This window comes from Bradyrhizobium sp. BR 10289, assembly GCF_019455385.1.
Taxonomy (GTDB): domain Bacteria; phylum Pseudomonadota; class Alphaproteobacteria; order Rhizobiales; family Xanthobacteraceae; genus Bradyrhizobium.
In genome coordinates, this window is record NZ_JACOFR010000022.1 from 53,836 (window position 1) to 74,391 (window position 20,556).

Sequence of the window (20,556 nt, forward strand, 5' to 3'; positions counted from 1 at the left end):
CCGTACCGTCAATTCCTCGGCAGGCCGGCCACGGCGCGCGCGGGCCCGGTCAGTTCGAGGATCTGCAAGCCGGTGTTGGCGCGGTCGACGATGTAGATGTAGCCGCGGTCGTCGGTCTCGACATTGTTGGTCTGGATCGCGACCTTGCAGCGCTCGCCGCCCTCGACCGGAATGCAGCGCTTGTCGGTTGCCTGCGTGATCGCCGGGATGAAATAGCCGACTTCCTTCGGATGATAGGGATCACGGATGTCGAGCGCGCGCACGCCGGCATTGAAGAAGGCGATGAAGGCCATCTTCTTGTAGTAGACCGGCGCCATGCTCTCGTTCGAGGAATGCGAGCCGAACCGGCCGCCGCGCCGGCAGAACTGCCCGCTCGCCTCCGGCACGGTGTAGCTCGAGATCATCATCGGCCGCGTTTCGGTGGTGACGTCGGCGAACCACACCATCTGCCGCGCCTCGCCGCATTCGTTGAGGATCGCCTCGTCGACGATCATGACGATGTCCCGCAGCTTGCCGTCCTTGTCCTCGGCAAACTCCGCGACGGGCATGTCGAGCATCGGAAACGTCGTGTGCGCGCCGTTGAAGGCGGACATCGGCAGCCGCGCAATCTCGGGAAAGCGCAGATTGTCCGGCGTCGACTCCTTCGGCCCGGTCAAAAGCTTCTCGCGATCGACGATCTGCAGGATGCCGCCCTTGTTGGTGCCGTAGCCGAAATAGACGCGGTTGCCCGCGGGCCCGGTCGAGATCGGTCCGTGCAGCTCGGTCGGCACCGGGCCAGTCGAACCGGGCTCCTGGCCGGGCAGGCCGAAGTCGCGGATCTTTTGCGGATGTGCGGGATCAGAGAGATCGTAGATTTGCGTCATCCGCCGCGTCCGCCAGTCCGGCGCCCCCGAGACGAGAAAGGCGATGCCGGTGTCGCATTCCCACCAGTTCTTGTGGGTGTCCTTCAGGCCGCCAATGCGCGTGACGAGCACGGGATTGGCGGGATCGGCGACGTTCCATATCTCATGCGCCTCGCTGCCGAAGGTGCGCAGCATGTAGACCGCATTGGGATCGCCTTTCGGCAGGGACTTGCCGTCGCAGACCCGCACCATCTGCGCGCCGCCGCCTTCATACTTGCCCTCCTGCCCCGGCAGATGCCGCAGATACTTGGGATGCGCGGGATCGGTGACGTCGACGATCGAGGTTCCGTTCGGCTCGGCCTGTCCCGTCATCGGATTGAGGGGGTTCGGCACATCGTCGGTGCCACCATGATGGCCGATATAGGCGATCCAGCGGTCGCCCTGATGATGGATGGTCGGCTGATAGGCGCTGCGCGCCTGAAGATCGTTGCTGCCGACCAGCTTCATGTTGGACGCTTCGGGCGGCGCGCCGATCGTCTGCTTCGGAGTCTGGGCAAAGGTGCTGCCGGCAAAAAGGACGAGGCCGGCGGCAAGTGAGACACAACGGAACATCTATGTCCTCCCGGAACCAATCTGCGTTGGCTGCTGCAACGCTAGCACGGCGATCTGGGCGCCCTGAAGACACCATCTTGACATGCAACCATTTGGTTGCCTATTATCGCTGCCATGGATGAAGTCTTCAAAGCGCTCGCCGATGCATCGCGACGCTCGCTGCTCGACAGGCTTCACGCCAACAACGGCCAGACGCTGAACGAACTCTGCGAGGGCCTCGCGATGACGCGCCAGGCCGTCACCAAGCACCTTGTCATTCTCGAAGCGGCCAATCTGGTCACGACGATCAGGCACGGCCGCGAGAAGCTGCATTACCTCAATCCGGTGCCGATCCATCAGATCGGCGAACGCTGGATCAGGAAATTCGAGCGCGACAAGCTCGTCGCGCTCAGCGAGTTGAAACGTCAGTTGGAGAAGCGCGATGAGTAAGCCAGAGTTCGTCTACGTGACTTATATCGAGACCACGCCGGAAAAGCTGTGGGAGGCGCTGACGTCGAGCGACTTCACCCGGCAATACTGGTTCGGGGCCGAGGTCAAATCGGACTGGAAGATCGGTTCGCCCTTCGCGCTGACGCTGGACGGCGAGGTCACCGATTCCGGCGAAATCCTGGAGGCCGATCCGCCGCGGCGCCTGTCCTACAGCTTCAAGCACCACAAATACGAGGAGCTGCGCGGTGAACCGATCTCGCGCGTGGTCTTTACTCTCGAACCCTTTGGCACACTCGTGCGTTTGACCGTTCTGCACGATGGCTTCATCGAGGGCGGAAAATACCTCGGCGCCGTCTCCAATGGCTGGCCGGCGATCCTGTCCCAGCTCAAGAGCCTGCTCGAGACCGGGAAGCTGCTCGGCATTCCGCGCGCAGCCCTCAACAAAGGATTCGATGCAAAATGAACCTCGAACAATTCAAGCCGCTCACGGTCTACACCATCTACATCGCGGCGACGCCGGAGCAGGTGTGGGAGGCGCTGACCTCGGCCGAGTTCAGCAAGCATTATTTCTTCGGCAATGCCGTGGAGGTCGAGCCGCGTGTTGGCGGTGCTTTCATCGTCCGTACGCCCGATGGCGCGTTGCACATCAGCGGCGAGGTTCTCGCCTACGATCCGCCGCGAAAACTCTCCGTCACGTTCAACGTGAACTGGCCAGAGCTGATCGAAAAGCTCGGCCCGACGCTCGTGACCTACGAGATCGAAGCGGTCGGCGATGCGGCTCGCCTCACCATGAGCGAAGGCCATGACCGGCCGCTCAGCGACGACATTCTTGCCGGCGGACGGCAGGGTTGGCCCGCGATCCTGTCGGGACTGAAGAGCCTGCTGGAGACGGGCAAGGCGCCGCAGATCAAGATGGCGCCACCGGCGCAGATGCTGGCGGCGCTGAAGGCGATGGGGATCAAGACGCCGTAGGTGCTACAAACTCGGTATCGTAGGGTGGGCAAAGGCGCGTTTGCGCCGTGCCCACGACTTGGCCAACACAGCAACGGGCGCGTGGGCACGCGACGCTTTGCCCACCCTGCGGCACTCCCTACGTGAAGGCGTCGACTTCACACCGGCGTCACCAGCCGCCGGTACAGATGCCAGGTCGCATGCCCGAGCACGGGCAGGGTCACCACCAGCCCGAGAAAATACGGCAGGGCCGAGACGATCAGCAGCATCACGATCACCGCGGCCCACGAGATCATGGGCAGCGGGCTCGTCACCACCGCGCGCACGCTCGTCACCATCGCGGTGACGAAATCGACCTCGCGGTCGAGCAGCAGCGGAAACGACACCACGGTCAGCGAGAACAGGATCAGCGACAGCACTGCTCCGACCGCGTTGCCGATGGCGAGGAACAGCAGGCCCTCATTGGTCGTCAGCACCACCATGATGAATTCCTGCAAGCTCGAAAACGATGCGTGCAGGCCGAGCAGCAGCGCGATCAGCAGCCGCACCTGGTACATCCAGACCACGAACACGAACAACGTGACGAACGCCATCCAGCCGATCTCGCTGCGCGAGCGGATCGCCGACCAGATCGCGCCGAACGAGACCGGCTCGCCACGCTCGCGGCGGCGGCTGACCTCGTAGAGACCGATTGCCACGAACGGGCCGATCAGCGCGAAGCCCGCGGCCAGCGGATAGACGAGGTAAACCATCCCGAACGCGGTGAAGCACAGCATGATGGCGATGCCGCCGGCGGCGTAGAGTCCGCCGAAGCAAAGCCCATACAGCGGCAGCGCCTGGAAATCGCGCAGACCCTCGACCATCGCCTCGGCGATGTCGGTCGCCGCCACGGGCCGCACCACCGGATCGACCTTGCCCGAGATGGACATCAGCTTCCTCCGCACATCGGCGCGATCTCTCGTCGCGCTCAGAGCATGATATTAGCGCCGCCGCGTGCACGCGCAACTTAGTGGTTGTGGCGACATCGCAATGCACACGTCGCGAAATCTTAGCCATCGGTACGATTTTCCAGCCGATGCCTATGGACTGCGCAGACGATCGTGCCGCAAATTGTACCTCCGAACAAACACGCGCGAAGAGCGGACCCACCCGACACATGAGCTTGCGTACCCGGCTACTGATCCTCGTCGTCGCGGCCATGCTGGTGCCGGCGTGCCTCGTCGGCCTGCGCTTCGTGCAGAACCGCGCCAGCGAGATCGACGCGGCGCGTGCCAATCTGGCGGCATCCGCCGACGACATCGCGAGCGATCTGGACGAGAAGATCCAGGGCACGGCCCAGCTCCACTATGGCCTCGCGCGCGCCCGCGACCTCGACACGCGCGACAAGGCGGCATGCTCGGCGTTCCTGTCGGACGTCCGCGAGGAATACCCGCAGTTCACGGGCATCCTGACTATCGACCCCGACGGGATGCTGTTTTGCGATTCGCTACGGACCAACCGCACACTCGATCTGAACGATCGCGGCTATTTCAAGCAGGTCAAGGGACTGCAAGGCGTCGTCGCGGTGGAGCCGGTGTTCGGCCGCCTGACGGGCCTGTCAGTGCTCCAGATCGCCTATCCCGTGCGATCGGAGGCTGGCGAGCTGAAATTCGTGCTGCTCGCCTCGTTCAACCTGAACAAGTTTGCGGAATTTCACGACAAGCGGCTGCTCGCGGAGAAGGACATCCTGCTTGTCGACAGCAAGGGTACGGTGCTGGTCGCACCCAAGAGCGGTACCTGGAGCGAGCCTGTCGGCACGTCGATCGCGGGCTCCGATCTGCTCCGCTTCGCCGCGAGCCCCGATGGCGAGCCGTTTCGGGAGGTGACCGACCGCGAGGGCCGCACGCAGGTCTGGGCCGTCGCCCGCTCGCCCTCGATCCGCAAGGCGGGGCTCTACATCCTGGTCGGACGGTCCAAGGATGGCCTCGTCGCAGCGGCGAACCGCCGGCTTTACGAGGACATGGCAATCCTCGCAGTGGCGTCGCTGCTGCTGCTCGCCGGCGTCTGGATCCTTGCGACCGTGAGCGTCGGGCGCCAGGTCGGCCGGCTCGCCGCGATGGCGAAGCGGCTCGGGCTCGGCGATCTCAGCGCGCGCATTCCACCGCCCCATCCGCGTGGCGAACTCGGCGGGTTGATGACGCTGCTCAACGACACTGCGGAGTCCCTCCAGCAGCAGCGCGCTGCGATTGCAGAGCTCAGCCAGAAGCTCAGCCAGTCCCAGAAGATGGAGGCGATGGGCCAGCTCACCGGCGGCGTGGCGCACGATTTCAACAATTTGCTCACCGTCATTCTCGGCAATGCGGAGCATCTGGCCGACAGCCTCGCAGGCAACAAGGAACTGCACCGGATCGCCGGCGACATCGCCACCGCCGCCGAGCGCGGCTCCGACCTGACGCGCAGCCTGCTTGCCTTCGCGCGCAAGCAGCCCCTGAGGCCACGCGAGATCGACATCGCCGGCAAGCTGCTCGAGATGGAGCCACTGCTGCGCCGATCTGTGGGCGGGCACATCGAATGCAGCTTCGCGCTCGAGCCGGATCTGTGGATGACCAGCGTCGATCCCGGCCAGCTGGCGACGGCACTGCTCAACCTCGCGCTCAACGCGCGCGACGCGATGCCGGACGGCGGCCAACTGACGGTTGAAGCGCGCAACATGTCGCTCGGCGAATCCGACCTCGACGTCAACGGCGAACCGCGGCCCGGTGATTACGTCATGGTCGCCGTGACCGACACCGGCTGCGGCATGACGGCCGAGGTGGCGAGCCGCGCCTTCGAGCCGTTCTTCACCACCAAGGAGGTCGGCAAGGGGACGGGGCTGGGGCTGAGCATGGTCTACGGCTTCGTGCGGCAGTCCGGCGGGCTGGTGCAGATGCAGTCTGCGCCCGGCCGCGGCAGCGTCGTCAAACTGTTCTTTCCCCGCCTTGCCACGCAGCCGACCGCCGGTCCGTTACCGGCGGAGCGGACCACGACGCCTGATGGCAGCGAGACCATTCTCGTCGTCGAAGACGACGACATGGTGCGCACCTATGTCGAGAACGAGCTGAAGGCGCTCGGCTACAACGTCATCGCGCGGTCGAACGGCCCTGCGGCCCTGGAATTGCTGCGCCAGAGCGGGCCCGTCGACCTGCTGTTGACCGACGTGGTGATGCCCGGCGGCATGTTCGGGCCGGAGCTTGCGCGGCAAGCCGTCGAGCTGCGGCCAGGGCTGAAAGTGCTGTTCACCTCCGGCTACACCCAAAATCCCGTCAAGATGCCCGACGGCGTCGGCGATGCCCGCATCCTGACCAAGCCGTTCCGGCGGAAGGACCTTGCCGCGATGCTGCGGTCCGCGCTGTCGACGCCGGAGCGTTGAGCTCACGAGCCGAACGTGAGCCGGAGCGCCTTTGGCATTGTAGGAAGCTAACCCTTCGCCCGCAGCTCGCGTCGCAGCACCTTGCCGGTCGCCGTCATCGGCAGTGTCTCGGCGAACTCCACGAAGCGCGGATATTCGTGCGCGGCGAGCTGCACCTTGACGAACTCCTGGATCTCGCGCGCGAGCTTGTTGTCCGGCGCAAAGCCGGGACGCAGCACGATCCACGCCTTGATCGATTCCGTGCGGATCGGATCGGGGATGCCCACCACGGCCGCCATCGCCACCGACGGATGCTTCATCAGCGTATGCTCGATCTCGGAGGGGCCGACGCGATAGCCGGCGGTGGTGATGACGTCGTCCTCGCGGCTGACATACCAGAAATAGCCATCCTCATCCTGCACGCCGAGATCGCCGGTGAGCAGGAATTCACCGGCATGTTTCTTCGCCGTCGCCTCCGGATTGCGCCAGTATTCGAGCATGGTGACGGGGCATGGCTGACGGACGCCGATGATGCCGCGCTGGCCACGTGGCTGCTCTTCGCCCTTGTCGTTGACGATGCGGACATCAAAGCCCGGCGTCGCCTTGCCCATCGCGCCCGGGCGGATTGGAAACAGGTTTGAATTGCTGCCGATCACGAGATTGCACTCGGTCTGGCCGAACACTTCGTGCGCGTCTACGCCGAACGTCTCTCGCACCCAGCCCAAGAGTTCGCCGCCAAGGGACTCGCCGCCGGTGAAAATGCTGCGCAGCTTGACACCCGCATGTTTCACGCCGGCCTGCCGCATCAGTTTGAGCGCAGTCGGCGGCAGGAAGACGTTGCGGACGCCGAGATCGGCCATCATCTGCATCGCCGCCTGTGGCTCGAATTTTCGCGCGCGGTGCCCGACCAGCGGAATGCCGTGATACCAGAATGCGAGCAGGCCATTGATGAGACCGCCGATCCAGGCCCAGTCCGCCGGTGTCCACATGAGATCGCCGGGCCTGGGCAGGAAGTTGTGGCACATCTCGACATTGGGCAGATGACCGAGCACGACGCGGTGCGCATGCAACGCGCCCTTTGGATTGCCCGTGGTGCCCGAGGTGTAGATGATCAGCGCGGGATCATCGCAGGACGTGTCGACGCGGTCGAAATCGGGCGATGCGGCCTTCACCGCGTCCCAGAACGATCTGGTGCCCGCGGGCGTGCGCTCGCCGACGATGTAGATCGTCTTCAGATCCGGCAGGCGGTCGCGGATCTTTGCGAGCTTCTCCCAGCCGCCCTCGTCGGTGACAACAGCCTTGGCCTCGGAGTTCGACAGGCGGAATTCCAGCGCGTCCTCACCGAACAGCGCGAACAGCGGGATCGAGATCATCCCCGACCTGAAGGCGGCCATATGCGCGACTGGCAATTCCAGTGACTGCGACAAAAACACCGCGACGCGGTCGCCGCGTGCAAGACCGTCAGCCTTCAGCACATTGGCAAAGCGACGCGAGGCCTCCGCGACCTCATCGAAAGAGCTGCGCGTGGTGGCGCCGTTCTCGTCGACATAGACCAGCGCGAGACGGCCGGTGCCGTCGGCATGGCGGTCGCAACATGCCTCCGCGATGTTGAAACGATCAGGGACGTCCCAGCGGAAATTGCGATAGAGCTCGTCGTAGGTTGCGGCTTCGGTCAGCATGGGCTTGATCCTACCGCACCGTCGCGAAAAATTTCCTGACATCGCGCACGAACAGCTCCGGCTGCTCGAAGGCGGCAAAGTGCCCGCCCTTCTCCATCTCGCTCCAGTGGGTGATGTCAGAGAAGTTCGGCTCCATCCAGCGCCGGACCGGCGTGATGATCTCCTTGGGAAACACGGCGACGCCGGTCGGCACCGTCACCTTCGGCGTCGTCCGGCGCTTGCCAAAGCTCTCCCAATAGAGCCGCGCCGACGAGGTCGCCGTCTCGGTCGCCCAATAGAGCATGACGTTGTCGAGCAGCTCGTCCTTGCTGAAGATGTTTTCGGGGTGGCCGTCGCAATCGGTCCAGGCCCAGAACTTTTCAAGAATCCAGGCCGCCTGCCCGCTCGGCGAATCCGTCAGGCCATAGCCGAGCGTCTGCGGCCGCGTCGATTGCTGTTTTGAATAGCCGGAGTCGAGATCGACATAATGCTTCAGGCCGGCGAGCGCGCGCTTCTCCTCCGCCGTCGGCTCGCCCTCGACTTTCGGCGCCGCGTTAAAGGCGAGCGTGATGTGGATGCCGGCGCAATGCTCCGCGTCCTGTGCGCCGAGCGCGGTCGTCACCGCGGAGCCCCAGTCGCCGCCTTGCGCGCCGTAACGCGTGTAACCCAGCCGGTCCATCAGCTTCGCCCAGGTCGCAGCGATGCGGTCGACGCCCCATCCGGTGGTCGCTGGCTTTGTCGAGAAACCAAAGCCCGGCAGCGAGGGACAGATCACGTGGAAGGCATCGGCGGGACTGCCGCCATGCGCGGCGGGATCGGTCAGCGGCGCGATCACTTTCTGGAATTCGACGATCGATCCGGGCCAGCCATGGGTGATGATCAGCGGCAGTGCGTCGGGCTCCTTCGAGCGCGCATGAATGAAGTGGATGTCGAGCCCGTCGATCCCGGTGGTGAACTGGTCGAAGCGGTTGAGCTTGGCTTCACGGGCACGCCAGTCATAGCCATTCGCCCAGTAGGAACATATCTCCTGAATCCATTTCAGCGGCGCGCCCTGGCTCCAGTCGTCGACCAGCTCCGCGTCCGGCCAGCGCGTGCGAGCGAGGCGAGACTTCAGGTCGGAGAGGATGTCGTCGCTGATGGCGATGCGAAACGGTTTGATGGGACTCATTGGCGGCCTCCCCATTTTTTTGTTGTCATTCCGGGGCGCGCCTCTTGGCGCGAGCCCGGAATCCATTTCACAATAGAGCCGGAGGCACGATGGATTCCGGGCTCGTGCTCCGCACGCCCCGGAATGACGGCCTAGCCCGTCAGCGCGGCCTTCACGAGGCCGGACGCCTTACCAAAATCCATCTGGCCGGCGTATTTCGCGCGCAGCATGGCGATCACCTTGCCCATGTCCTTCATGCCGGCAGCGCCAGTCTCGCCGATCGCATCCGCGATCGCCTTCTTCACTTCGTCCTCGGACATCTGCTTCGGCAGATACGCCGAGATGACCGCGATCTCCTCGCGCTCCTGCGCGGCGAGCTCGGCGCGGCCGCCCTTGTCGTAGAGCTCGACCGATTCCTGGCGCTGCTTGATCATCTTCTGCAGCACGGCGAGCAGGTCGGCATCGGTCAGCGGCGGCTTGCCCTGCCCGCGCGCGTCGATGTCGGCGTTCTTGATGGTCGAGTTGACCATGCGCAGCGTGGACAGCTTGCGCTCGTCCTTGGCCTTCATGGCCTCCTTGACTGCATTGTTGATGTCGTCGCGCAGCATGGTCGTGATCCCCTGGAATATCCGCTGACTGATCTAGGCCGTTCGCGGCCGCCGCACAACCTAGCTCTCGAGCCATTCGACCAGCGCCCGCGCCGTCGCCTCGGGCTGTTCCGGTTGCGGCAGATGTCCGCAGCGCTCGAGGACCACCAGCTTCGCGCCGGCAATGCCTTCCGCCATCTCCTTCGAGAAGGCGTTCGGAATGGTGTTGTCCTGATCGCCGGTTAGCACCAGCGTCGGACATTTGATCGTCGCCAGCGTGGGCCGCGAATCCACCCGCGCGATGATCGCGGCCTGCTGCCGCAGATATCCCTCAACGCCGACGTCCTCATCCTGCGCATGCACGAGCTTGAGAATATCGGCATCCCCGCGCCGCGAGGGATGCACGAGTTCCGGAAAACTCTCTTCACGGATGGCGCGGAGCTCGCCGCGCCTGGCCCGCTCCATCAATCCGCGGCGGCGCGCGGTCGCCTCCGGCGTATCGGGCCGGGCCTGGGTGTTGATCAGCGCGAGCCTCTCCACCCGCTCGGGCGCTTGGCGCATGATCTCGAGCGCGATGTAGCCGCCCATGGAATGGCCGGCGAGCGCGAACCGCGGCGGCGCCTCGCGCAGCACGCGGGCAGCGATATCAGCCATGCTGTCATCCCGGATATGGTTGGCCACCATCACCGGACCGCACCGCCACAGCGCCGGGATAACGGGGGCATAGATCCGGGCCGAGGACGCCAGCCCCGGAACCAGCAAAATCGGGGTGGTCTGGTCCATTATTGCCTCGCAAGCCCGGGAAATTGCCGGAAATTGTGCGGCCGAGCTTAAGTGCTGGAGACGGGCTGTCAAATATGCAAAAACGCATGTGAATCGGCCACTTCCCGCTTTGACGGGGGCACTCGGCAGGCTTATGAAGCGGGCTCATGACACAATATGACAACGATCCCGCCTGGCCGGACCATAAACCGACCGCGCTCCTCGTGCTTGCCGATGGCACGGTGCTCGAAGGCTTTGGTCTCGGTGCCGAAGGCCACGCCGTCGGCGAGGTCTGCTTCAACACCGCGATGACCGGCTATGAAGAGATCCTCACCGATCCCTCCTATGCCGGCCAGCTCATCACCTTCACCTTCCCGCATATCGGCAATGTCGGTACCAACGAGGAAGACATCGAGACGGTGAACATGGCCGCGACGCCGGGCGCGCGCGGCGTGATCCTGCGCACCGCCATCACCGATCCCTCGAACTACCGCGCCACCAAGCATCTCGACGCCTGGCTGAAGGCACGCGGCATCATCGGCCTCTCCGGCATCGACACCCGTGCGCTGACCGCGCTGATCCGCAGCAAGGGCATGCCCAACGCCGTGATCGCGCATGCCAGGAACGGCGAGTTCGACCTGCATGGCCTGAAGGAAGAAGCGCGCGAATGGCCCGGCCTCGAGGGCATGGACCTCGTGCCGATGGTCACCAGCGGCCAGCGCTTCACCTGGGACGAGACGCCCTGGCTGTGGGACAAGGGTTTTGGCCACCAGGACAAGACCGAGTTCAACGTCGTCGCCATCGACTACGGCATCAAGCGCAACATTCTGCGCCTGCTCGCCGGCGTCGGCTGCAAGGTGACGGTGGTGCCGGCGACGACCTCGTCCGAAGACATCCTGGCGATGAAGCCGGACGGCGTGTTCCTCTCGAACGGTCCGGGCGATCCGGCCGCGACCGGCAAATACGCCGTGCCCGTGATCCAGGACGTCATCAAATCGGGCACGCCGACCTTCGGCATTTGCCTCGGCCACCAGATGCTCGGCCTCGCCGTCGGCGCGAAGACCAAGAAAATGCATCAGGGCCATCACGGCGCCAATCATCCGGTGAAGGACGAGACCACGGGCAAGGTCGAGATCACCTCGATGAACCACGGCTTTGCGGTGGACGAGACCACGCTGCCGAAGGGCGCGACGCAGACCCACATCTCGCTGTTCGACGGATCCAATTGCGGCATCCAGCTCGACGGCAAACCGGTGTTCTCGGTGCAGTACCATCCCGAGGCTTCGCCCGGTCCACGCGACTCGCACTATCTGTTCCAGCGCTTCGCCGATTTGATGCGGCAGAAGAAGAGCGCGTAAGGCCAAGACGCCGGCGGAGGAGTCCGCCGGCTATGCGTCACGGACGCATGAACATGAAGTCCGTGTCGGGGTCGCAGTTCTCGGCGATGAAACGCAGCTCCGCCTGGATGTCGGCGACCGACCGCGTTTCCAGATATTTCGAGATCACAAGATTGAGCAAGGCGCGACAGACGGCTTCGTGACCGAGGCCGGTCGTCTCCGCCTCGTCAACTGCCGCGGAAAAATGACGCTGTGCAACATCGGATGCGTACATGGCGTTCCTTCCCTTTGCCCTGAAAATTGCGTGCCCGTGAACCGCCGGCTACGCCTTGATCTCCGTCAAACCGCGGTATGGACTGGCGTCGGGAACAAGGGCGCCGTTGCTGTCTTGAATCCTGGTCAATTGCTGCCGGAGCCCGCCATGTCCGTCGTTCGCGACAATGCCGAGCCGCTCGCCATCGTGTTCGAGGATGACGGGCTCGTGCCGAACAACATCCTCCCCTTCCTGGTCTACCAGGCCGCAGTGAAGCTCGATCCCGGGCATCCCGAAGAGACGATCGAAAACCTGTTCGAGGCGAACGGCTGGGGCGGCACCTGGCGCAATGGCATCTTCGACTATCTACACTACCACGCGACGGTGCATGAGGTGCTTGGCGTCGCGCGCGGCAGCGCGCGCGTCCGCTTCGGCGGCGATCACGGCCGGGAGCTCGAGATCAAGGCCGGCGATGTCGCGATCCTCCCCGCAGGGACGGGGCACCAGTGCATCAAGGCAAGCGATGATTTCTGCGTGATCGGCGCCTATCCGCCGGGCGCGAAGATGGAGATCACGCGGGCGACGGCGGAGAACCACGCCAAGGCGCTGAAGACGATTCCGAAAGTTGCGATGCCGCCGGCCGATCCGGTGACGGGCAAGGATGGGGCGTTGATGCGGCTGTGGCGGTAGCGACAAGCACGGTGCAGTAGGGTGGGCAAAGGCGCGCACTTGCGCGCTGTGCCCACCAAACCTATCGGCAACATGCAGTTCGTGGGCACGCTCCGCTTTGCCCACCCTACGGCAGCTCGGCCTTACGCCTCGTTGCCGCCCTCCTGCCGTGTCGCCTCGAACAGGAACCACGTCCGCCGCTCGGTCTCGTCGATGAAGTTTTCCAAGATGCTGGCGCTGGCGACGTCGCCGGCATCGTCGCAGACGTCGTGCGCCTTGCGCATCGCGGCCGCGACGTGCTTGTTGTCCTGCATCAGCTCGCGCAACATCTCGCGCGGCGGGACGTAGTCCTCGTCGTTGTCCTTGATGGTCTGGAGCTTGGCGACCTGGCCGATCGACTTCAGCGTGGTGCCGCCGATCTTGCGCACGCGCTCGGCGAGCTGGTCGGTGGTGGCGAAAATCTGGTCGGACTGCTCGTCGAGCAGCAGATGATAATCGCGAAAGTGCCGGCCGCTGATATGCCAGTGGAAATTCTTGGTCTTCAGGTACAGCGCGAACGCGTCGGCCAGAAGCACGTTGAGCGCCTCCGAAACCTTTTTGGTCGCCTGGGGCGACAGATCGGTGGGGGTGTCGAGCTCGGGCGAGACCTTGCTGGGGGCTTTGCTCACGGTAAACCTTCCTGTTAGGACGCGGACATTGACGGCGCGCCGTCGCACCCCTAACGCAAGGCGGGCAGCGCGGTTCCGAGATAGGAACCCCCGGGCGGGATATCATGGAAGACTGGATCGATTATTACGACTCCACGCATACGATCTATGTCAGCAAGCTGCATCGCGACTTGCACTTCCAGATCATCGCGCGGGACATCATCGGCTACATCTCCTCGCCGGAGGCGACAGTGCTCGACTATGCCTGCGGCGAGGCGCTGTCGGCGAACCAGGTCGCGGCCGCATGCGGCAAGCTGATCCTGGCCGAACCGGCGCCGGGGGTGCGCGGCCGGCTGATCGCGCGGTTTGCGCCGAACACGAAAATCCGCGTCCGCTCGCTCGACGACGTCCGCAAGATGCAGGACCAGTCGATCGACCTCGTCGTGATGAACTCGGTCGCGCAATACATGACGCCCGAGGAGCTCGATGCTGCGCTCGTCAATATCCGCCGCATCCTGACGCCGTCAGGCAAGCTGGTGCTCGGCGATATCCTGCAGCCCAATGTCGGCATGGTCAGGGACGTAATGGCGCTGCTCGGCTTCGGCCTGCGTCACGGCTTCCTGAAGGATGCGCTGATCGGACTGATCAGCACCGCGCTGTCGGATTACCGTCACTTGCGCTCGCGGATCGGGCTGCAGCGCTACAGCGAGGACGAGATCACCGCGAAGCTGAAGGCGGCCGGCTTTGCGTCCCAGCGCGCCCACACCAATATCGGCCATAATCGCTGGCGCATGACCTTCATCGCGCGGCCGCCCCTCGTCCGTTAAGCATAACGACCACCTGAGGTGGCTTGTCGCACCTCGATCGGACATGATCCGCGCGGCCCGGTGGCGGAAGCGTCTACGCGAGAACGGTGCATCGTTCTTCATCCTGGTTCAAATCCAGGCCGGGTCTCCACGCTTCGCCCCTTCGGGGCTACGCGTGGCGCGGCCACGCTAGACCCGAAGGGGCGAAGCGTGTCCGGCGTAGCTGGAGCGAAGCGAAAGCGAAGACGGACTGGATCCGCAAAATCACTCCGCCTTCACCACTTCACACTCCGCAACCAGCTGCAGCCTGTCCGCGTCCCTCGCAGCCGAGCTGATCACCGCATCGAGCAGGCCCGGAAACCGCGCATCCAGATCCTCACGACGCAGCCGCATGAAGCGGTTGGTGCCGGCGACACGCGTCAGCATCAGGCCGCATTCGCGCAGCTTGGCGAAGTGATAGGTCAGGTTCGACTTGCCGCTGAGGCCATTGAAGTCGCCGCAGCAGAGCTCGCTGCTGACACGTTCCTGCTGGGCCAGCTGATACACGATCGCGAGCCGGATCGGATCGCTCAGGCAATCCAGAACCATCGGCAGCTCGATCTGCTCGCGGGTGGGGTGGTGGGGTGTGCGGCTCATGACCTCGGAATCATAGCGAAGCGGCCGTAATGTTCAATAGTTCTTGAACCAATTGACTCCTCACCCCTCGCATTCAATAGTTCAATAAACGTTGAACATAGGGATTTGGTCCAATGAGCGTGTTCTGGCTGGCCCTGGCGGCCTTTTCGATCGGCACCGAAGGCTTTGTCATCGCAGGGCTTTTGCCCGCGATCTCGACCGACCTGTCGATTTCCGTCTCAGCCGCCGGCCAATTGGTCACCGCCTACGCCCTCACCTACGCCGTGGGCTCCCCCATCCTGGCGGTGGCGCTCGACAACATCGACCGCCGCACCGTGCTGGCCTTGGCGCTGACCACCTTCATCGCCGGCAACCTCGCCGCCATGGTGGCCTCCAACTACGCCCTGCTGCTGGCCTCGCGGATGCTGATGGCGCTGGGTTCCGGCCTGTGCATGCCGACGGCACTGGCGGTGTCCGTGGCGGTCGCCTCCCCTGAACGGCGCGGCCGCGCCGTGGCGCTGGTGACTTCGGGCCTCACGGTTGCGACCGTCATCGGCGTTCCCCTCGGCAATCTTGTGGGCAGCTGGCTCGGCTGGCGCGCCACCTTCGCGATGGTCGCAATGATCGGCGCCGTTGCGCTCGCCGGCCTCCTCCTCGGCCTGCCCCGCGGATTGCCGCGCAACACCGCCTCGCTCAGTGAGCGGCTGGCGGTGGCGCGTCACAGCAACGTGCTGATCGCGCTGATCATCACGGTTTTATGGGCCCTCGGCGGCTTCACCGTCTTCACCTATTTCGCGGTTCCGCTGCACGGGCTCGGCTTCGATGCCTCGCAGATCAGCCTGGCGCTGCTGGTGTTCGGCGGGGCGGCCGCGATCGGGAACATGCTCGGCGGCGTTCTGGCCGACCGGCTGGGAACGATGACCACCGCTGCCCTCGGGCTTGCCGGCATGGCGAGCGCCCTGATCCTGCATTCGCTGGTGCTCAAATGGATGCCTGGACAGGCCCATTACGCCGTGCTGGGCGCGATCTTCCTCTGGGGCATCTCCGGCTGGGCGTTCTATCCGGCCCAGATCGCCAGCATCATCCGGATCGAGCCGCAGGCCTCGATGATCGCGCTCTCGCTCAATGCCTCCTCGATGTATCTGGGCTTCGCCATCGGCGGGGCCGCAGGAGGCGCGGTGCTGGCGACCATGTCGCCAAACGACCTCGGCTGGATCGGTGGAGCGAGCGTTGCGGTCTCGCTTCTGGTGCACCTCGCCCGTGGCTGGCAGGCGCGGCCAAAACCCGTCAAAATTGCCGGTTGATGGGCGTTTTTCGGGGTTTCGCCGCCCCGAAAACTGGTCTAAGACCCACCCGCGCGCGAGGGAAGACCCCGCGCTCTCGCACAAGGGGACGCGCGGCAAGCGCGCCCTTTTTTTGTGCCCAGATTCCACTTCGACTTCGGCGAGAGTTGATGCCCAAACGTACAGACATCACCACCATCCTGATCATCGGCGCCGGCCCCATCGTGATCGGCCAGGCCTGCGAGTTCGACTATTCGGGCACGCAAGCGGTGAAGACGCTGAAGGAGGAGGGCTACCGCATCGTCCTCGTCAATTCCAACCCGGCCACCATCATGACCGATCCGGAATTGGCCGATGCGACCTATATCGAGCCGATCACGCCCGAGATCGTCGCCAAGATCATCGAGAAAGAACGTCACGTCATTCCCGGCGGGTTCGCGCTGCTGCCGACCATGGGCGGCCAGACCGCGCTGAACTGCGCGCTGTCGCTTCGCCGGCAGGGCACGCTGGAAAAATTCGACGTCGAGATGATCGGCGCGACCGCCGACGCCATCGACAAGGCCGAGGACCGCCAGCTGTTCCGCGAGGCCATGACCAAGATCGGCCTCGAGACGCCGAAGTCGCGGCTCGCCAATGCGTCCGAGTTGAAGAAGTCCTTCCGCGACAAATACCACGCCGAACGCGAGAAGCTGTCGGGCGCAGCGCTCGAAGAACTCGACCGGCAATGGGCGCTCGGCGAGAGCGAACGCCGCAAGCGCTACCAGGAATACGCCTTCGGCCAGGCCATGATGGCGCTGTCCGAGATCGGCCTGCCCGCGATCATCCGCCCGTCCTTCACGATGGGCGGCACCGGCGGCGGCATCGCCTACAACAAGGAAGAGTTCCTCGACATCATCGAGCGCGGCCTGGACGCGTCTCCGACCAACGAAGTGCTGATCGAAGAATCCGTGCTCGGCTGGAAAGAGTACGAGATGGAGGTCGTGCGCGACAAGAACGACAATTGCATCATCGTCTGCTCGATCGAGAACCTCGATCCGATGGGCGTGCACACCGGCGACTCCATCACGGTGGCGCCGGCGCTGACGCTGACCGACAAGGAATACCAGATCATGCGCGACGCCTCGCTGGCGGTGCTGCGCGAGATCGGCGTCGAGACCGGCGGCTCCAACGTGCAGTTTGGCGTCAATCCGGAAGACGGCCGCATGGTCGTGATCGAGATGAACCCGCGCGTGTCGCGCTCCTCCGCGCTGGCGTCGAAGGCCACCGGCTTCCCGATCGCCAAGGTCGCCGCAAAGCTCGCCGTCGGCTACACGCTCGATGAGATCGCCAACGACATCACGGGTGGCGCGACGCCGGCCTCGTTCGAGCCGACCATCGACTATGTCGTCACCAAGGTGCCGCGTTTCGCCTTCGAGAAATTCCCCGGCGCCTCCACCACGCTGACGACGTCGATGAAGTCGGTCGGCGAGGTCATGGCGATCGGCCGCACCTTCCAGGAAAGCCTCCAGAAGGCGCTGCGCGGTCTCGAGACCGGCCTCACCGGCCTCGACGAGATCGAGATTGAAGGTTTGGGTCGCGACGACGACAAGAATGCGATCCGCGCCGCGCTCGGCACGCCGACGCCGAACCGCATCCTCCAGGTCGCCCAGGCGATGCGGCTCGGCTGGTCGAACGAGGACATCTTCAACTCCTGCAAGATCGATCCGTGGTTCCTCGGCGAGATGCGCGGCATCGTCGACATGGAGGAGAAGGTTCGCAAGAGCGGCCTGCCGGGCCATGCCTTCGGCATGCGCACGCTCAAGGCTATGGGCTTCTCCGATGCGCGGCTCGCCGTGCTGGCCCAGACTACCGAAGCCGAGGTGACCGCAAAGCGCCACGCACTCGGCGTCCGCCCGGTCTACAAGCGCATCGACACCTGCGCGGCCGAGTTCGCCTCGCCCACCGCCTACATGTATTCGACCTATGAGGCGCCGTTTGCGGGTGCCCCCGCGGACGAGAGCACGCCGTCCGACAAGAAGAAGGTCATCATTCTCGGCGGCGGCCCGAACCGCATCGGCCAGGGCATCGAGTTCGACTATTGCTGTTGTCACGCCTGCTTCGCGCTGCATGACGCCGGCTACGAATCCATCATGGTCAACTGCAACCCGGAAACGGTGTCGACCGACTACGACACCGCCGACCGGCTCTATTTCGAGCCGCTCACCGCCGAGGACGTGCTGGAGATCATCGCCAAGGAGCGCAGCAACGGCACGCTGCATGGCGTGATCGTGCAGTTCGGCGGCCAGACCCCGCTGAAGCTGGCGCGGGCGCTGGAAGCTGCCGAAGTGCCAATTCTCGGCACCTCGCCCGACGCCATCGACCTTGCCGAAGACCGCGACCGCTTCAAGCGCGTGCTCGACAAGCTGCGCCTGAAGCAGCCGAAGAACGGCATCGCCTATTCGGTCGAGCAGGCGCGGCTCGTCTCCGCCGATCTCGGACTGCCGCTGGTGGTGCGCCCGTCCTACGTACTCGGCGGCCGCGCCATGCAGATCATCCGCGAGGAGAACCAGCTCAACGATTACCTGCTCGGCACGCTGCCGGAGCTGGTGCCGGCCGACGTCAAGGCCCGCTACCCCAACGACAAGACCGGGCAGATCAACACCGTGCTCGGCAAGAACCCGCTGCTGTTCGACCGCTATCTGTCCGACGCCACCGAGATCGACGTCGACTGTCTCAGCGACGGCAAGGACACGTTCATCGTCGGCATCATGGAGCACATCGAGGAAGCCGGCATCCACTCCGGCGACTCTGCCTGCTCGCTGCCGCCGCACTCGCTCGATGCGAAGATGATTGAAGAGCTGGAGCGCCAGACCCGTGAGCTCGCGCTCGGCCTCGACGTCGTCGGACTGATGAACGTGCAATACGCCATCAAGGACGGCGAGATCTACGTGCTCGAAGTCAACCCGCGCGCCTCGCGCACGGTGCCGTTCGTCGCCAAGGTGATCGGCACACCCGTCGCCAAGATCGCCGCGCGCATCATGGCCGGCGAGAAGCTCGCCGACTTCAAACTGAAGAAGGCCGACTTCAAGCATGTCGGCGTCAAGGAATCGGTGTTTCCATTCGCCCGCTTCCCCGGCGTCGACACGGTGCTCGGCCCCGAGATGCGCTCGACCGGCGAGGTGATGGGCATCGACCGCTCCTTCGCGGTGGCCTTCGCCAAGAGCCAGCTTGGCGGCGGCACGCGGGTGCCGCGCAAGGGCACGGTGTTCGTCTCGGTACGCGAGAGCGACAAGGTGCGCATCGCCGATGCCGTGCGCCAACTGCATTCGCTCGGCTTCAAGGTGCTGGCGACATCGGGCACGGCGCGCTTCCTGAGCGACCAGGGCATCCCGGCGGAGAAGGTGAACAAGGTGCTGGAGGGACGGCCGCATATCGTCGACGCCATCACCAATGGCGACGTCCAGCTGGTCCTCAACACCACCGAAGGCCCGCAGGCGCTCGCCGACAGCCGTTCGCTGCGTCGCGCGGCCCTCTTGCATAAAGTGCCGTATTACACCACTCTTTCCGGGGCCGTGGCGGCCGCGCAGGGCATCCGCGCCTATCTGGGCGGGGACCTTGAGGTTCGGACCCTGCAGAGCTACTTTTCGGAAACCTGATCGCTAGTGGCGGGCTGGCCCGCCGCTAAGTGATTGGCAATGAAGCCACAATGGCCGGAGGAACTGTCCGGCCATGTGGTTGTTCTGTTCCGGCGCCAGACCCACATAACGCTCCGGCGGCGGCGTGTTCAGCCCCCGGATAGACGAATCAAGGTTACCGCGCCCTCCATTTGTCGTGGGGCGCGGGATCGAAGGACGAGAGAAGAGATGGAAAAGGTTCCGATGACCCAGGCCGGCTTTGTCGCGCTTGGGGAAGAATTGAAGAAGCGCCAGTCGGAAGACCGTCCGCGGATCATCGAGCACATTGCGGAAGCACGCTCGCACGGAGACCTGTCGGAAAACGCGGAATATCACGCCGCGAAGGAAGAGCAGTCCCACAATGAGGGCCGCATTGCCGAGCTCGAGGACAAGCTCGCGCGCGCCGACATCATCGACATCTCGAAACTCTCCGGCGACACCATCAAGTTCGGCGCCACCGTGACGCTGGTCGACGAGGACACCGAGAAGAAGACGGTGTGGCAGATCGTCGGCGAGGTCGAGGCCGACGCCAAGAAGGGCCGCATCTCCATCACCTCGCCGCTGGCGCGCGCGCTGATCGGCAAGAAGAAAGGCTCGACCGTCGAGGTCAACGCCCCCGGCGGCGCCAAGGCGTACGAGATCACCAAGGTGGAGTGGCGGTAGGGATTTGCCGCTGCTTCGTCTGGCGATGTTGAAAAGGCCGCGCGATGCGCGGCCTTTTTGTTGCGGCGTGTTGATTGTGTGCCGGCAGCGTGAGCGGAGCACGCTCTCTCCACTCGTCATTGCGAGCGCAGCGAAGCAATCCAGGAATCCTCTGCAAAGACAGTCTGGATTGCTTCGTCGCAAGAGCTCCTCGCAATGACGATGTTGATACAGCGCCCCCTCGCTCCATCACCGTCACCCTGAGGTGCTCGCCTCTTGGGCGAGCCTCGCAGGGC

19 protein-coding genes are annotated in these 20,556 nt (G+C 64.5%); 10 read left to right on the forward strand and 9 right to left on the reverse strand.

The window, feature by feature from the left end:
- Positions 1-8: 8 nt before the first annotated feature.
- On the reverse strand, positions 9-1,454 hold the full coding sequence (locus tag HYH08_RS28765; protein WP_220013202.1) for an LVIVD repeat-containing protein: 1,446 nt from the start codon (positions 1,452-1,454) through the stop codon (positions 9-11).
- A gap of 114 nt (positions 1,455-1,568) precedes the next feature.
- On the opposite strand from HYH08_RS28765, the gene HYH08_RS28770 reads away from it, so the two are divergent.
- The 3 genes from HYH08_RS28770 to HYH08_RS28780 are packed head-to-tail and all read left to right on the forward strand — an operon-like array spanning position 1,569 to position 2,855.
- Positions 1,569-1,883, forward strand: a complete 315-nt coding sequence (locus HYH08_RS28770) for an ArsR/SmtB family transcription factor (RefSeq protein ID WP_220013203.1) — start codon at positions 1,569-1,571, stop codon at positions 1,881-1,883.
- Entirely contained in the window at positions 1,876-2,346 is a 471-nt protein-coding gene (locus tag HYH08_RS28775; RefSeq protein ID WP_220013204.1) for an SRPBCC family protein, read from the forward strand. Before HYH08_RS28770 ends, HYH08_RS28775 begins: the two co-directional genes overlap by 8 nt.
- Positions 2,343-2,855: an SRPBCC family protein gene (locus HYH08_RS28780; protein ID WP_220013205.1), complete on the forward strand. Its 513-nt coding sequence runs from the start codon at positions 2,343-2,345 to the stop codon at positions 2,853-2,855. The genes HYH08_RS28775 and HYH08_RS28780 overlap by 4 nt, the downstream gene beginning before the upstream one ends.
- A 137-nt stretch (positions 2,856-2,992) precedes the next feature.
- Here the strand turns inward: HYH08_RS28780 and HYH08_RS28785 are convergent, their stop codons facing one another.
- A complete protein-coding gene (locus HYH08_RS28785) occupies positions 2,993-3,763 on the reverse strand; it encodes a DUF2189 domain-containing protein (protein WP_220013206.1) in 771 nt (256 codons plus the stop codon).
- A gap of 227 nt (positions 3,764-3,990) precedes the next feature.
- On the opposite strand from HYH08_RS28785, the gene HYH08_RS28790 reads away from it, so the two are divergent.
- Entirely contained in the window at positions 3,991-6,222 is a 2,232-nt protein-coding gene (locus tag HYH08_RS28790) for an ATP-binding protein (RefSeq protein ID WP_220013207.1), read from the forward strand.
- A 47-nt stretch (positions 6,223-6,269) separates the two neighbouring features.
- On the opposite strand, the gene HYH08_RS28795 is transcribed toward HYH08_RS28790, so the two are convergent.
- The 4 genes from HYH08_RS28795 to HYH08_RS28810 form a co-directional block, all read right to left on the reverse strand.
- Positions 6,270-7,880 (reverse strand): acyl-CoA synthetase, encoded by a 1,611-nt coding sequence (locus HYH08_RS28795; protein ID WP_220013208.1) that lies wholly within the window; start codon positions 7,878-7,880, stop codon positions 6,270-6,272.
- 10 nt (positions 7,881-7,890) lie between these two features.
- Entirely contained in the window at positions 7,891-9,027 is a 1,137-nt protein-coding gene (locus tag HYH08_RS28800; protein ID WP_220013209.1) for an epoxide hydrolase family protein, read from the reverse strand.
- Positions 9,028-9,158: 131 nt separating this feature from the next.
- Positions 9,159-9,614 (reverse strand): GatB/YqeY domain-containing protein, encoded by a 456-nt coding sequence (locus tag HYH08_RS28805; protein WP_220013210.1) that lies wholly within the window; start codon positions 9,612-9,614, stop codon positions 9,159-9,161.
- Positions 9,615-9,674: 60 nt separating this feature from the next.
- On the reverse strand, positions 9,675-10,376 hold the full coding sequence (locus HYH08_RS28810) for an alpha/beta fold hydrolase (protein ID WP_220013211.1): 702 nt from the start codon (positions 10,374-10,376) through the stop codon (positions 9,675-9,677).
- A 146-nt stretch (positions 10,377-10,522) separates the two neighbouring features.
- Here HYH08_RS28810 and carA point away from each other — a divergent pair, with 146 nt between their 5' ends.
- On the forward strand, positions 10,523-11,713 hold the full coding sequence (gene carA, locus HYH08_RS28815; RefSeq protein ID WP_220013212.1) for a glutamine-hydrolyzing carbamoyl-phosphate synthase small subunit: 1,191 nt from the start codon (positions 10,523-10,525) through the stop codon (positions 11,711-11,713).
- 37 nt (positions 11,714-11,750) lie between these two features.
- On the opposite strand, the gene HYH08_RS28820 is transcribed toward carA, so the two are convergent.
- Positions 11,751-11,966: a hypothetical protein gene (locus tag HYH08_RS28820; protein WP_220013213.1), complete on the reverse strand. Its 216-nt coding sequence runs from the start codon at positions 11,964-11,966 to the stop codon at positions 11,751-11,753.
- A 147-nt stretch (positions 11,967-12,113) separates the two neighbouring features.
- Here HYH08_RS28820 and HYH08_RS28825 point away from each other — a divergent pair, with 147 nt between their 5' ends.
- Complete coding sequence (locus tag HYH08_RS28825; protein ID WP_220013214.1) at positions 12,114-12,635, forward strand: cupin domain-containing protein; 522 nt, start codon at positions 12,114-12,116, stop codon at positions 12,633-12,635.
- 122 nt (positions 12,636-12,757) lie between these two features.
- Here the strand turns inward: HYH08_RS28825 and HYH08_RS28830 are convergent, their stop codons facing one another.
- Positions 12,758-13,282: a Dps family protein gene (locus tag HYH08_RS28830; RefSeq protein WP_220013215.1), complete on the reverse strand. Its 525-nt coding sequence runs from the start codon at positions 13,280-13,282 to the stop codon at positions 12,758-12,760.
- Positions 13,283-13,386: 104 nt separating this feature from the next.
- On the opposite strand from HYH08_RS28830, the gene HYH08_RS28835 reads away from it, so the two are divergent.
- Positions 13,387-14,088 carry a class I SAM-dependent methyltransferase gene (locus tag HYH08_RS28835; protein WP_220013216.1) on the forward strand — a complete coding sequence of 234 codons (702 nt, stop codon included), beginning with the start codon at positions 13,387-13,389 and terminating at the stop codon, positions 14,086-14,088.
- Between the two features lie 243 nt (positions 14,089-14,331).
- Here HYH08_RS28835 and HYH08_RS28840 read toward each other — a convergent pair whose 3' ends face one another.
- The gene (locus HYH08_RS28840; RefSeq protein ID WP_220013217.1) at positions 14,332-14,703 is read right to left on the reverse strand and encodes an ArsR/SmtB family transcription factor; all 372 of its coding nucleotides are present in this window, start codon (positions 14,701-14,703) and stop codon (positions 14,332-14,334) included.
- A 113-nt stretch (positions 14,704-14,816) separates the two neighbouring features.
- Between HYH08_RS28840 and HYH08_RS28845 the strand changes: the two genes are divergently transcribed.
- The 3 genes from HYH08_RS28845 (at position 14,817) to greA (ending at position 20,281) form a co-directional block, all read left to right on the forward strand.
- Entirely contained in the window at positions 14,817-15,986 is a 1,170-nt protein-coding gene (locus HYH08_RS28845) for an MFS transporter (RefSeq protein ID WP_220013218.1), read from the forward strand.
- A 149-nt stretch (positions 15,987-16,135) separates the two neighbouring features.
- Complete coding sequence (gene carB, locus HYH08_RS28850) at positions 16,136-19,600, forward strand: carbamoyl-phosphate synthase large subunit (RefSeq protein ID WP_220013219.1); 3,465 nt, start codon at positions 16,136-16,138, stop codon at positions 19,598-19,600.
- 207 nt (positions 19,601-19,807) lie between these two features.
- Positions 19,808-20,281 carry a transcription elongation factor GreA gene (greA, locus tag HYH08_RS28855; RefSeq protein ID WP_018643807.1) on the forward strand — a complete coding sequence of 158 codons (474 nt, stop codon included), beginning with the start codon at positions 19,808-19,810 and terminating at the stop codon, positions 20,279-20,281.
- Positions 20,282-20,556 lie beyond the last annotated feature (275 nt).